Annotated in this window: 12 protein-coding genes and 1 tRNA gene; 6 read left to right on the forward strand and 7 right to left on the reverse strand. The window is 60.1% G+C overall.

The genetic code is table 11. The annotated features are described in order from the left end of the window. Positions 1 to 28: 28 nt before the first annotated feature. Positions 29 to 1324, forward strand: a complete 1296-nt coding sequence (locus KGA88_RS10180; protein WP_223590526.1) for a Vps62-related protein — start codon at positions 29 to 31, stop codon at positions 1322 to 1324. Here KGA88_RS10180 and KGA88_RS10185 read toward each other — a convergent pair. The 7 genes from KGA88_RS10185 to KGA88_RS10215 form a co-directional block, all read right to left on the reverse strand. After that, on the reverse strand, positions 1305 to 2060 hold the full coding sequence (locus tag KGA88_RS10185; protein WP_110659524.1) for a substrate-binding periplasmic protein: 756 nt from the start codon (positions 2058 to 2060) through the stop codon (positions 1305 to 1307). The two genes, KGA88_RS10180 and KGA88_RS10185, sit on opposite strands and share 20 nt — an antisense overlap. A gap of 78 nt (positions 2061 to 2138) precedes the next feature. Then, positions 2139 to 2909 carry an imidazole glycerol phosphate synthase subunit HisF gene (gene hisF, locus KGA88_RS10190; RefSeq protein WP_110659523.1) on the reverse strand — a complete coding sequence of 257 codons (771 nt, stop codon included), beginning with the start codon at positions 2907 to 2909 and terminating at the stop codon, positions 2139 to 2141. A gap of 10 nt (positions 2910 to 2919) precedes the next feature. Beyond that, positions 2920 to 3657 carry a 1-(5-phosphoribosyl)-5-[(5-phosphoribosylamino)methylideneamino]imidazole-4-carboxamide isomerase gene (gene hisA, locus KGA88_RS10195; protein WP_007972753.1) on the reverse strand — a complete coding sequence of 246 codons (738 nt, stop codon included), beginning with the start codon at positions 3655 to 3657 and terminating at the stop codon, positions 2920 to 2922. A gap of 42 nt (positions 3658 to 3699) precedes the next feature. Further along, positions 3700 to 3957, reverse strand: a complete 258-nt coding sequence (locus KGA88_RS10200; protein ID WP_110659522.1) for a DUF2164 domain-containing protein — start codon at positions 3955 to 3957, stop codon at positions 3700 to 3702. Beyond that, the gene (hisH, locus tag KGA88_RS10205) at positions 3958 to 4596 is read right to left on the reverse strand and encodes an imidazole glycerol phosphate synthase subunit HisH (RefSeq protein ID WP_223590529.1); all 639 of its coding nucleotides are present in this window, start codon (positions 4594 to 4596) and stop codon (positions 3958 to 3960) included. It abuts the gene before it with no gap. Then, on the reverse strand, positions 4596 to 5189 hold the full coding sequence (gene hisB, locus KGA88_RS10210) for an imidazoleglycerol-phosphate dehydratase HisB (protein ID WP_007897437.1): 594 nt from the start codon (positions 5187 to 5189) through the stop codon (positions 4596 to 4598). Before hisB ends, hisH begins: the two co-directional genes overlap by 1 nt. Before the next feature lie 528 nt (positions 5190 to 5717). Continuing rightward, positions 5718 to 7382, reverse strand: coding sequence for an OFA family MFS transporter (locus KGA88_RS10215; protein ID WP_223590533.1), 1665 nt, complete (start codon positions 7380 to 7382; stop codon positions 5718 to 5720). A 224-nt stretch (positions 7383 to 7606) separates the two neighbouring features. Here KGA88_RS10215 and KGA88_RS10220 point away from each other — a divergent pair, with 224 nt between their 5' ends. From KGA88_RS10220 to KGA88_RS10240, 5 genes are all read left to right on the forward strand, one after another. Further along, complete coding sequence (locus KGA88_RS10220) at positions 7607 to 8011, forward strand: acetyl-CoA sensor PanZ family protein (protein WP_223590535.1); 405 nt, start codon at positions 7607 to 7609, stop codon at positions 8009 to 8011. 78 nt (positions 8012 to 8089) lie between these two features. Then, positions 8090 to 10321, forward strand: a complete 2232-nt coding sequence (locus KGA88_RS10225) for an AsmA family protein (protein ID WP_223590537.1) — start codon at positions 8090 to 8092, stop codon at positions 10319 to 10321. Then, a complete protein-coding gene (mutY, locus tag KGA88_RS10230; protein ID WP_223590540.1) occupies positions 10318 to 11385 on the forward strand; it encodes an A/G-specific adenine glycosylase in 1068 nt (355 codons plus the stop codon). Before KGA88_RS10225 ends, mutY begins: the two co-directional genes overlap by 4 nt. After that, positions 11382 to 11654 carry an oxidative damage protection protein gene (locus KGA88_RS10235; protein ID WP_007972770.1) on the forward strand — a complete coding sequence of 91 codons (273 nt, stop codon included), beginning with the start codon at positions 11382 to 11384 and terminating at the stop codon, positions 11652 to 11654. The genes mutY and KGA88_RS10235 overlap by 4 nt, the downstream gene beginning before the upstream one ends. A gap of 103 nt (positions 11655 to 11757) precedes the next feature. Further along, positions 11758 to 11833, forward strand: a tRNA-Phe gene (locus KGA88_RS10240). Positions 11834 to 11926: the final 93 nt, after the last annotated feature.

The following is an 11926-nucleotide window of genomic DNA, read 5'->3' on the forward strand; positions in this document are numbered from 1 at the left end:
AGCCACTCCTCAACTATCAGGATTGACTATGCAAACCAACGACAGCCCGGCCGCCAGGCCAATGGAACCGATAAAATTCGGCAATCTGCTGATCAACTTCACGACTGAGTTCTACCGGATCTGGGACACCAAGGGCTCGCGCTCCGCCCCTGCTACCTTTTGGCGTCCTACACCAGCACCTGATGCTCTGCCGGGTTACTTCCCACTGGGCGACATCGCTGTATCCGGGGACCTCAACATAAACGGAAAAAGAGTGACGGCGGTTGTCTGCGAGGGTGATCCCCAGGGCGCAGATTCCCTCAAAGGCAAAGCACTCAGCCCACCTGATGACTTTGAACAGGTCTGGAAAGATTCAGGATCGGGGTCAACCGTGGACGGTGCGATATGGCGCCCGATCCCGCCTGATGGATACGTGGCGCTGGGGTTGGTGTGCTCCAATGGCCACGCAAAACCTTCGCTCAACGCGGTACGTTGCGTCCGCTCGGACCTGGTGGTCGCTTCAAGTGTCGGCGATACGATCTGGAGCGACAGAGGCAGTGGCGCCAAACAGAACTTTAGCGCCTGGAGCCTGGAGCCCCCGGCCGCAGCGGCGGGAGAGATAAACTTTGCGCCCGGCACCTTTGTCGGCGTCAACAGCTATACCCAGCCTGCGACGCACGTCGCTGCCTATTCATTGCGGATGCAGATCCCTCTCCAGATCATTTCCACACCAGAGGTTCCAGTACTCACCGGCTTCGGATTTCCTCCCACCCTCGACACATCCCGAGCAACTCAAATCGCCAGGATCCCTTGGTTCGCGGTCAAGGACGACACCCTGTCACCTGTCGAGAAACTGAACAAATCACCGTTCTACCGCCTGGAAAGAACAGACGAATATCAGCTCATTGGATACGCCCATAACGAAGGCGCAAAGGGCAGGTTCTTCAAATGGGCAGTGCCACGGGGGTTGGTCCGCAGTATTTTGCAGATATTCACCAATACCACATCTATCAAGTTCGAAACCGAATGGCCGATCGAGGCTTCGGACGCTGTGCGACCAATAAACTTCTCGGCAAGACTGGACAGGAACTTCGCTCGCACCGAACCATCAGCAGCAGGCTGGAGCAGCCCGAAAACCGCAGAAGTTGTCGCCATCGCTCCCAAGAGCAAGCTTTTGGCGGTTTATCAGTTGCACAGCCACTACGACCTGCTGCGTGAAGATGGCACGCAAGCGGGAATCAACCTGCCTTACACCGATAACGACAGTTTTTACCTGGCCGAATATCCGCCTGAAGAAAGTGAAGTCAACGCTAGCCAGCCAACGGCTACAGATACCTCGCCATGATCTCGTCGACCCTTCCGTCCTTGCGCATCTGATCCAGCGCTGCCTGCAGCCTGGCAACAGTTTCGTCCGGCACATTCCTGTTCAGCGCCAGGTACAGCTCGGCGCTGTTGAAGCGAAGTACCGTCTTGAGCCCGGTTACCCCGTCCTGGCGCGCCAGATAGCGCCCGGCCGGGTCACCGGTGGCCCACAGATCAATCTGACCACTGACCAGTTTCTTCGCATTGTCCTGATCGCGCAGCACTACCGTCGGCTTCAAGCCCTGCTTGGCAAGCGTCATGGCAATGGCATCGCCCTTGTAGGCGCCAATCTTGTACTTGCGCGCGTCATCCAGGGTTTCGAGGGTGATCTTGCTGTCAGCCTTGGCCAACATGATCCAGTCGTCCGGACCGATCGGCCCGACCCACTTGAACAGACTCTCGCGGTCCGGCAGGCGCGCCATGACGAAGGCCCCGTAACCGGGGTTTTCCAGGGCGAGCTTGTAGACTCGCTCCCAGGGGAAGCGCAGGGTCAGGCTGTAGGTAATATCAGCGCGCTTGAACATCTCACGGACGATGTCCGTGGCGATGCCATTGATGTTCTCGTCCTGAGCGAAGTTCTTGCCGTTCTTCGCCATGTTGTACGGCGGGAAGTTTTCCGTCAGCAACACCAGGTCGGTATCGGGGCTGTCTTTAGCGTTTGCTCCGTTGATCAACAACAGGGAAGCGCTGGCAAGGACGAGAAGAAAGCGTTTAAGCATGTCTGGCTACCGAAATCCATGGCGTACCCAAGAGTGCCTTGGGCACGCCATGATGTCCACTGGCCTGCATTGGATTGTTCAGCGCATCACGATGCCGCGATGGGCCATATAGGCCTTGGCTTCCTGCACCGTGTATTCACCGAAGTGGAAAATACTCGCCGCCAAAACCGCACTGGCGTGGCCTTCGATAATGCCGTCCGCCAGGTGCTGAAGGTTGCCGACACCACCCGAGGCGATCACTGGAATGCCCAGCGCATCGCTGATGGCACGGGTCACGCCCAGGTCGAAGCCGTTTTTCATGCCGTCCTGGTCCATGCTGGTCAGCAGGATTTCACCAGCACCCAGGCCTTCCATTTTCTTCGCCCACTCAACGGCGTCGAGTCCGGTTGGCTTGCGCCCGCCATGGGTGAAGATTTCCCAGCGCGGGGTTTCGCCAGGAGCGGAAACCTTCTTCGCGTCGATGGCAACGACGATGCACTGCGAGCCGAAATGCTGCGCGGCTTCGCCGACAAATTCCGGGTTGAACACCGCTGCGGTGTTGATCGAAACCTTGTCCGCGCCGGCATTGAGCAGGTTGCGGATGTCCTGCACGGTGCGTACACCGCCACCCACGGTCAGCGGGATGAACACCTGGCTGGCCATGCGCTCGACGGTGTGCAGCGTAGTGTCGCGACCGTCGACGCTGGCGGTGATGTCGAGAAATGTAATCTCGTCGGCGCCCTGCTCGTCGTAACGACGGGCGATTTCCACCGGGTCACCGGCGTCGCGGATGTTTTCGAATTTCACACCCTTGACCACCCGGCCGTTGTCCACGTCCAGGCAAGGGATGATGCGTTTGGCCAGGGCCATGGTCGTTTCCTCAGCCTTTGTACGAATCGCAGAAAGCTTGCGCTTCGGCGACGTCGAGGGTGCCTTCGTAGATCGCACGACCGGTAATGGCGCCGATGATGCCTGGCGCCTTGGCGTCGAGCAGAGTCTTGATGTCACCCAGGTTATGGATGCCGCCGGAAGCGATCACCGGGATCTTGGTGGCAGCAGCCAGCGCAGCGGTGAACGGAACGTTGCAGCCCTGCATCATGCCGTCTTTGGCGATGTCGGTATAAACGATCGCGGACACGCCGTCGGCTTCGAACTGCTTGGCCAGGTCGATCACCTGGATGGTGCTGATTTCAGCCCAGCCGTCGGTAGCAACGAAACCGTCCTTGGCGTCCAGGCCGACAATCACTTTACCCGGGAACGCGCGGCAGGCTTCGGCAACGAAAGCCGGATCTTTCACGGCTTTGGTGCCGATGATCACGTAGCTCACGCCAGCCTTCACGTAGTGCTCGATGGTTTCCAGGGAGCGGATACCGCCGCCGATCTGGATCGGCAGGTTCGGGTAGCGTTTGGCGATGGCGGTGACCACTTCGCCGTTGACTGGCTGGCCTTCGAAGGCGCCGTTAAGGTCGACCAGATGCAGACGACGGCAACCGCCCTCCACCCACTTGGCAGCCATGCTCACAGGGTCATCGGAGAACACTGTGGAATCTTCCATGCGGCCCTGGCGCAGACGAACACAGGCACCGTCTTTAAGATCGATAGCGGGAATAATAAGCATCTGGCAAACCTTCAAATTTGAATGTTCAGCTTGGCTCGGAAATCAGTTTTTCTCGAGCGCCCACAGGTCGCTTTCGATGCTTTCGAACCTCTCTTTGAGGTGCGTCTGCACATCGAAAATCGCCCTGTTGTAATAGTGCGGAGCAATTTCACGGGTAAACAGCTCAAGAATCTCCGCCGCCTCGAACGAGCCGAGGTCGAGTTCGAAGCGGTCTTCCATGAAACGCTTGATCTTGCGATTGGCCTCGCTCTCCTGCTCGGGAGTGAGGGTCAGAATCGGCGGTTTCTTCTTGATTGCCATTTACCAGCGACCGTCCCACGCAGCGAAGTTCTGCAGCAACTGCAGGCCATGGGTATGGCTTTTCTCCGGGTGGAACTGCACGGCGAAACGCGAGCCTTCGGCCAGCGCCGCGGCGAAATCGACACCGTAGTGACCGCCACCTGCCACCTGACGCGCATTGGCGGCCGCGATGTAGTAGCTGTGCACGAAGTAGAAACGCGCCATGTCCGGAATGTCATGCCACAGCGGGTGACTGACCTTCTGCTTCACTTCGTTCCAGCCCATGTGCGGGACTTTCAGGTGTTCGCCGTCTTCGACCAGATCCTTGCCGAAGAACTTCACCGCGCCCGGGAACAGGCCGATGCAGTCGACGCCGTCGTTCTCTTCGCTGGTGTCGAGCAAGGCTTGCATGCCCACGCAGATGCCAAGGAACGGACGATCCTGGCTGACTTCACGCACCAGCGAGTCGAAGCCCAGGCGACGGATCTCGGCCATGCAATCGCGGATCGCGCCGACGCCGGGGAAAACCACCCGGTCGGCTTCGCGAATCACGTTGGCATCGCTGGTGATCAAGACCTTGCCGGCACCCACGTGCTCGAGGGCCTTGGCCACCGAGTGCAGGTTGCCCATGCCGTAATCGATAACCGCGACTGTCTGCATTACAGGACGCCCTTGGTCGAAGGCATCTGCCCGGCCATGCGGTCATCGAGTTCGACGGCCATGCGCAGGGCGCGGCCGAAAGCCTTGAACACGGTTTCGATCTGGTGGTGGGTGTTGGTGCCACGCAGGTTATCGATGTGCAGGCTGACCAATGCATGGTTGACGAAGCCCTGGAAGAACTCCTGGAACAGGTCAACGTCGAAGCCGCCGACGGTGGCGCGGGTGTACGGAACATGCATCTGCAGGCCTGGACGGCCGGAGAAGTCGATCACCACGCGCGACAGCGCTTCATCGAGCGGCACGTAGGCGTGGCCGTAGCGACGGATGCCTTTCTTGTCGCCGATGGCTTTGGCAAACGCCTGGCCGAGGGTGATACCGACGTCTTCCACGGTGTGGTGGTCATCGATATGCAGGTCGCCCTTGCTGACAATATCCAGGTCGATCAGCCCGTGACGGGCGATCTGGTCCAGCATGTGCTCAAGAAAAGGAACACCGATATCAAATCGGGCCTTTCCGGTGCCATCAAGGTTGATCGAGGCTTTGATCTGGGTTTCCAGAGTGTCGCGCTCGACAGACGCCATACGTTCGGCCATCACCAGCTCCGCAAAATCATTGGGCGAAAAAGGCAGCCATTATAGGCGTGCGGGCGCCAAACAGAAACACGCGAGGTGATATCGCTGACGGAGTGAATTCAGCAACCCCGCAGGCATACCTGTCATGACATGTAGGAGCTGGCTTGCCAGCGATGGCGGCGTGCCTGACACACCGCGTTGCATTGATCGCCAGCAAGCCGGCTCCTACAGGGATGTTGCGCCCGACGAGCTTTTGTAGGAGCTGGCTTGCCAGCGATAGCGGTGTGTCTGACACACCGCGTTGCATTGATCGCCAGCAAGCCGGCTCCTACAGGGATGTTGCGCCCGACGAGCTTTTGTAGGAGCTGGCTTGCCAGCGATAGCGGTGTGTCTGACACACCGCGTTGCATTGATCGCCAGCAAGCCGGCTCCTACAGGGATGTTGCGCCCGACGAGCTTTTGTAGGAGCTGGCTTGCCAGCGATAGCGGTGTGTCTGACACACCGCGTTGCATTGATCGCCAGCAAGCCGGCTCCTACAGGGGTTGGCGTTAGTGGAAGAGCACCGCCGTCTTCTGCAAGGTCACCCAAACACCCCACGCCAGCGGAATGCCCACCACCAGCCATGCCGCAATCGCCAACGGCTTCGTGCCCGGCGCGGCTTTCCACTCCAGCACGGTCGTGCTGTCCGCGCCTTTGTCATGGCCCAGCGCCTGTTCGGCGGCCAGTTCGGCGTCGGTCATGAAGTATTTGTCCGCCACCGGACGCACCAGCAGGTTGCACAGGAAACCCAGCACCAGCAGGCCGGCAAGGATGTACAGGGTGATGTCGTAGGCCGCCGCACGCTCGACGCCGATGCTCAGTTGATACTCACGCAGGTAGTTCACCAGCACCGGACCAAGCACGCCGGCAGCCGCCCACGCCGTCAGCAGGCGACCGTGGATCGCCCCGACCATTTGCGTGCCGAACAGGTCCGCCAGATAGGCCGGAACCGTCGCGAAACCACCGCCGTACATCGACAGGATGATGCAAAACGCTGCTACGAACAGCGCGATGCTCCCCAGGTGACCAAGGTTCGGAATCAGTCCGTACAGGGCAAAGCCCAGGGCGAAAAACACGAAGTAAGTGTTTTTGCGACCCAGGTAATCCGAGAACGAGGCCCAGAAGAAACGCCCGCCGATGTTGAACAGGCTGAGCAAACCGGTGAACCCGGCAGCGATGGCGGCGATCGAAGCCAGTTGCGAGGCGTCGAGTTGGCCGAAGGTCAGGTCATTGCCCAGCAACTTGCCAGCAAACACTTCCTGCAACAGCGGCGACGCCATGCCGAGGATGCCGATACCGGCCGATACGTTCAAACACAGCACCAGCCACACCAGGCGGAATTGCGGGGTCTTCCAGGCAACGTTCACGTGAACATGACGATGAGTGATCATCGCGTTCGAGGCTTTTTTCACCGGAGCGGTCCAGCCCTCAGGCTTCCAGCCGGTTGGCGGCACGCGATAGGACAGCGCACCACCGATCATGAACACGAAGTAGATCGCGGCCATCACCAGGAAGCTCTGCCACACGCCGACGCTGGTTGGCGAAGCGAAATGCCCCATCAACGCCGCCGCCAGCGGAGCACCGACCATCGCGCCGCCGCCGAAGCCCATGATCGCCATGCCGGTGGCCATGCCGCGCTTGTCCGGGAACCATTTGATCAGGGTCGACACCGGCGAAATGTAACCCAGGCCCAGGCCGATACCGCCAATGACCCCGGAGCCGATCCACATCAGCCAGATCTGGTGGGTATACACCCCCAGCGCCGAAATCAGCAGGCCACCGCACCAGCATAGCGCCGATACAACACCGGCCTTGCGCGGTCCGGCATGTTCCAGCCAGCCACCCCAGATGGCCGCCGAGCAGCCCAGGAAAATGAAGAACAGAGTGTAGATCCAGCCGAGCATCGAGATCGGCCAGTCACACTGGGACGAAAAGACTTGAGCGATAAAGCTCATGTCCGGCGCGCAGGCTACCGGAGCGGTGATGCCCAGCGCCTTGGACAACGGCAACCAGAACACCGAGAAGCCGTAGGCCATGCCGATGCACAAGTGGATGGCCAGCGCGGCCGGTGGTACCAGCCAGCGGTTGAACCCGGGCTTGGCGATGATCCGCTCCTTGGACAGGAACGCGGGCTGGTCGGCGCTGAAGCCGTCCGCCGTGGTGCTCGTAGTCATTGTGTATCCCCCAATTATTAGTATGGTTCGCCAGCCACGGTTCACTCCCGGCCTTTTGCACGCACGCATGACCGTTTTTTCGGTGGAGCACCTTGTTGTGCGACAACAAGTCGCAGAAGGACGGACGAACGGGCGAAGGTTACCATTTGCAGGTGATAGAAAAACCAAACTGACATCACGTTTTGTACGTTATCCGATCTCTCATTTACCTCACAGGAATCACCATGCCGATCATTGTCGAGCCGCTGAACCAAGCCACGCCCCAGGATCGGCAGGATCTGCAGAAGATCTACCACGACGCTCCGGATTGGCTGTTCGCGCCTTTTTCCGGGGAAGCGCAGCTGATCGAAGACTGTTTGCGCGACGGCACACTGATCGCCGGACGCTTCAATGATCGCCTGCTGGGCGCAGCCCGCCTGCAAAGGCACCAAGACGCCTGGCATTTGTCACAAATATGTGTGCGAAAAATTACCCGTCGCCGTGGTGTTGCCGAGCGACTGGTGGCCGAAGCCCAGAAAATGGCCGCGCAATCGGGCAAGACGCTGCGCCTGCTGGCGCCTGCCGGGCATCTCGAGGCGCAGGCACTGGCCGCCAAACTGAAACTGCCGCTGGATGTATTGCCGGTGTGATCGCTGACCGGTCGTCCGTTCCGGGGCGCTATACTCCCCGGCTAAATTTTGAAATCGATTAATTACAAGGACTCGCCCATGAAAGCGTTCGGCAAAATCCTGGGTCTGGTACTTCTCGGGCTGTTGCTGATCATTGTGGCGCTGGGCTTTGCCCTGACCCACCTCTTCGATCCCAACGACTACAAAGACGAGATTCGCCAGATTGCCCGCGACAAGGCTCACATCGAGCTGACGCTCAATGGCGATATCGGCTGGAGCCTATTCCCCTGGCTGGGCCTGGAGTTGCACGACGCCAGTGTCGCGACCATGGTCAAACCGACCGAACCGTACGCCGACTTGCAGATGCTTGGCCTGTCGGTGCGGGTACTGCCGCTGCTGCGCCGTGAAGTGCAGATGAGCGACGTGCGCGTCGAAGGCCTGAACCTGCGCCTGACCCGCGACAAGGATGGTCATGGCAACTGGGAGGACATCGGCAAGCTGCCTGCAACGGCCGGCACCGACGCGACCATTACCCCGCCAGCCGCTAGCGAACCTGCGCCCGAGGCCAGCGTTGCAGCGGAAAAACCGCCGCAGCCGATCCGCCTGGACATCGACAGCCTGACCGTGAACAACGCACGGGTTGAATACACCGACGAGCGCACCGGCAAGAGTTTCAGCGCCGAAAGCATCCAGTTGAGCACCGGCGCGGTTCACGACTCCGTCAACATTCCGCTCAAGCTCACAGCCTTCCTGTCTGCCAACCAGCCTGCATTGCGAGTGCGCACCGAGCTCAATGGCGAGTTGCGCATTGCACGTGCACTGCAACGCTATCAGTTCGAAGACATGAAGTTGTCCGGTGAAGTGACCGGCGACCCGCTGCAAGGCAAGAGCATGACCTTCTCCGCCCAGGGCCAACTGGTACTGGACAAGGCCGCCAACGTTGCCGAGTGGACCGGTCTCAAGATCTCCGCCAACCAATTGCGGGCACTGGGTGAACTGAAGGTCAATGACCTCGACAAGACCCCACAAGTCAGCGGCGGCATCTCGATTGCCCAGTTCGACCTGGCGAAATTCGTCGATAGCATTGGCCAGAAACTCCCGGCCATGGCCGAAGGCAGCCTAAGCAAAGTCGAGCTGGTCAGCCGAATCGCAGCGACACCCACCAGCCTGGCGCTCGACAACCTCAACCTGAAACTCGACGACAGCACGCTCAGCGGCCGCATCGCCGTCGAAGACTTCGCCAAGCAATCGCTGCGCGCCGTGCTCAAGGCCGACACCTTCAACGTCGACCGTTACCTGCCGCCGAAATCCGCCGAGGCCAATAGCGCGACACAAGTACGCCAGGCCGAAGTCGCCAGCACCGAAGCCGATGCCATGGCCGGCGCGGGCAGCACACCACTGCCACCCGCACCGACCAAGGACGCCTGGAGCAACGAACGCCTGTTACCAGTGGAGCGCTTGAGCAAGCTCGATGTGGACGCCGACCTGACCTTCGGCCAGTTGACCCTGCTAAAACTGCCGATCCATAACGCTGCGCTCAAGGCCACCGGCCAGGGCGGCCTGCTGACGCTGGCCAACCTGCGCGGTGATCTGTACGAGGGCAACTTCGAAAGCACCGGCACGCTCGATGTGCGTCAGGCAGTACCGGCGTTGAATCTGCAGACGAAGATCAGTCGGGTACCGGCAGAAAAAATCCTCGAGAGCCAGGGCAAGAATCCGCCGGTCAAAGGCCTGGTCACGCTAAACAGCAGCCTGACGGGCAACGGCAACAGCCAGAAAGCGTTGATCGAAACCCTCAACGGCAACGCCAGCTTTGTCATCAACAATGGCGTGCTGCTCAACGCCAACCTTGAGCAACAGCTGTGCAAAGGCATTGCCACGCTCAACCGCAAAACCCTCAGCGGCGAGCCGCGGGGCAAGGACACACCGTTCCAGGAGCTCAAGGGCAACCTGACCTTGCGTAATGGCGTGGCCAGCAACCCGGACCTGAAAGTGCGCATCCCGGGCATGACCGTCAACGGTGACGGCGATGTCGATCTGCGGGTGCTGGGCATGGACTACCGCGTCGGCATCATCGTCGAAGGCGATACCAGCGCCATGCCGGACCCGGCCTGCCAGGTCGGCGACAAGTTTGTCGGCATCGAGTGGCCGCTGCGTTGCCGTGGTCCGCTGGAACTGGGCGCCAAGGCCTGCCGCCTGGATAACGAACGCATGGGCCAGGTCGCGAGCAAACTGGCTGGCGAGCGGATCAGCGAGAAAATCGACGAAAAACTGGGCGACAAGGTCAACCCGCAACTCAAAGACGCGCTCAAGGGGCTGTTCAAGCGATGAGAGCCGAGCAGTTTTCAACGGCGGTGCTGGACTGGTTCGACCGCCACGGCCGTCACGATTTGCCCTGGCAGCAAGGCATCAACCCGTATCGGGTGTGGGTCTCGGAAATCATGCTGCAGCAAACCCAGGTCAGCACCGTGCTGAACTACTTCGACCGTTTCATGGCCTCGCTGCCAACGGTCGAGGCCCTGGCGGCGGCACCGGAAGACGAAGTGCTGCATCTGTGGACGGGCCTGGGTTACTACACCCGCGCGCGCAATTTGCAGAAGACCGCGAAGATCGTCGTCGAGCAGTACGGCGGCGAATTTCCCCGGGACGTGGAAAAACTTACTGATTTGCCGGGGATCGGCCTGTCCACCGCTGGCGCGATCGCCAGCATCAGCATGGGCCTGCGTGCGCCGATCCTCGATGGCAACGTCAAACGCGTCCTGGCACGCTTTACCGCGCAAGAGGGTTACCCAGGCGAACCAAAGGTCGCCAAACAGCTCTGGGCCAACGCTGAGCGCTTTACGCCGCAGACCCGTGTCAACGCCTACACCCAGGCGATGATGGACCTCGGTGCCACGCTCTGCACCCGCAGCAAACCCAGTTGCCTGTTGTGTCCGCTGGAAAAGGGCTGTGAGGCGCATATGCTTGGCCTGGAAACCCGCTACCCGATCCCCAAGCCGCGCAAAGCCATCCCGCAGAAGCGCACGCTGATGCCGATGCTCGCCAATGCCGAGGGCGCCATCCTGCTTTACCGTCGCCCCTCCACGGGCCTCTGGGGCGGTTTGTGGAGCCTGCCGGAACTCGACAACCTCGACGACCTGGAACATCTGGCGGCGCAGCACTCGCTGGAACTGGGCATACAGCAGGCATTGCCAAGCCTGGTGCACACCTTCAGCCATTTTCAGTTATCCATCGAACCCTGGCTGGTTCAGGTCCAGGAGGCCGGCCATCACGTGGCCGAGGCCGACTGGCTCTGGTATAACCTCGCCACCCCGCCGCGCCTGGGCCTTGCCGCCCCGGTCAAAACCTTGCTCGAACGCGCGGCCGCCGTATTGAACGCAGGAGAGTCGTCATGACCCGCACCATCATGTGCCGCAAGTACAAAGAAGAATTGCCAGGCCTGGAGCGCGCTCCCTTCCCGGGCGCCAAAGGCCAGGACATTTTTGACCACGTCTCGGCCAAGGCCTGGGCCGACTGGCAAAAACACCAGACCCTGCTGATCAACGAAAAACGCCTGAACATGATGAACGCCGAAGATCGCAAATATCTTCAGGGCGAAATGGACAAGTACTTCTCCGGCGAGGATTACGCCAAGGCCGAAGGCTACGTACCGCCATCGGAATAACCCCGATAAATCGGGGGTCGGATCGTAAGCGACGGTAATAATTAAAATTTTTTTGAAAACTTGCTTGACGACCCCCTGAAAAACCCGTTTAATGCGCCCCGTTGCCCAGATAGCTCAGTCGGTAGAGCAGGGGATTGAAAATCCCCGTGTCGGCGGTTCGATTCCGTCTCTGGGCACCAAAATACCGAAAAACCCCAAGCGAAGATGATTCCTTGGGGTTTTTTATTGCCTGCGATTTGATGGTTGCCAGACCACCCTGCCCTCCCCACACT

It is taken from the genome of Pseudomonas sp. A-R-19, assembly GCF_019956575.1.
In the GTDB taxonomy this organism is placed as follows: Bacteria; Pseudomonadota; Gammaproteobacteria; order Pseudomonadales; family Pseudomonadaceae; genus Aquipseudomonas.

Bases quoted from the DNA above. Each gene is read 5' to 3' on its own strand.
- KGA88_RS10235 (WP_007972770.1), top strand. From the start codon at position 11,382: ATGACCCGCACCATCATGTGCCGCAAGTACAAAGAAGAATTGCCAGGC.
- KGA88_RS10200 (WP_110659522.1), bottom strand. From the start codon at position 3,957: ATGGCAATCAAGAAGAAACCGCCGATTCTGACCCTCACTCCCGAGCAG.
- hisB (WP_007897437.1), bottom strand. From the start codon at position 5,189: ATGGCCGAACGTATGGCGTCTGTCGAGCGCGACACTCTGGAAACCCAG.
- hisA (WP_007972753.1), bottom strand. From the start codon at position 3,657: ATGCTTATTATTCCCGCTATCGATCTTAAAGACGGTGCCTGTGTTCGT.
- KGA88_RS10180 (WP_223590526.1), top strand. From the start codon at position 29: ATGCAAACCAACGACAGCCCGGCCGCCAGGCCAATGGAACCGATAAAA.
- KGA88_RS10215 (WP_223590533.1), bottom strand. From the start codon at position 7,382: ATGACTACGAGCACCACGGCGGACGGCTTCAGCGCCGACCAGCCCGCG.
- hisF (WP_110659523.1), bottom strand. From the start codon at position 2,909: ATGGCCCTGGCCAAACGCATCATCCCTTGCCTGGACGTGGACAACGGC.
- KGA88_RS10225 (WP_223590537.1), top strand. From the start codon at position 8,090: ATGAAAGCGTTCGGCAAAATCCTGGGTCTGGTACTTCTCGGGCTGTTG.
- KGA88_RS10220 (WP_223590535.1), top strand. From the start codon at position 7,607: ATGCCGATCATTGTCGAGCCGCTGAACCAAGCCACGCCCCAGGATCGG.
- hisH (WP_223590529.1), bottom strand. From the start codon at position 4,596: ATGCAGACAGTCGCGGTTATCGATTACGGCATGGGCAACCTGCACTCG.
- mutY (WP_223590540.1), top strand. From the start codon at position 10,318: ATGAGAGCCGAGCAGTTTTCAACGGCGGTGCTGGACTGGTTCGACCGC.
- KGA88_RS10185 (WP_110659524.1), bottom strand. From the start codon at position 2,060: ATGCTTAAACGCTTTCTTCTCGTCCTTGCCAGCGCTTCCCTGTTGTTG.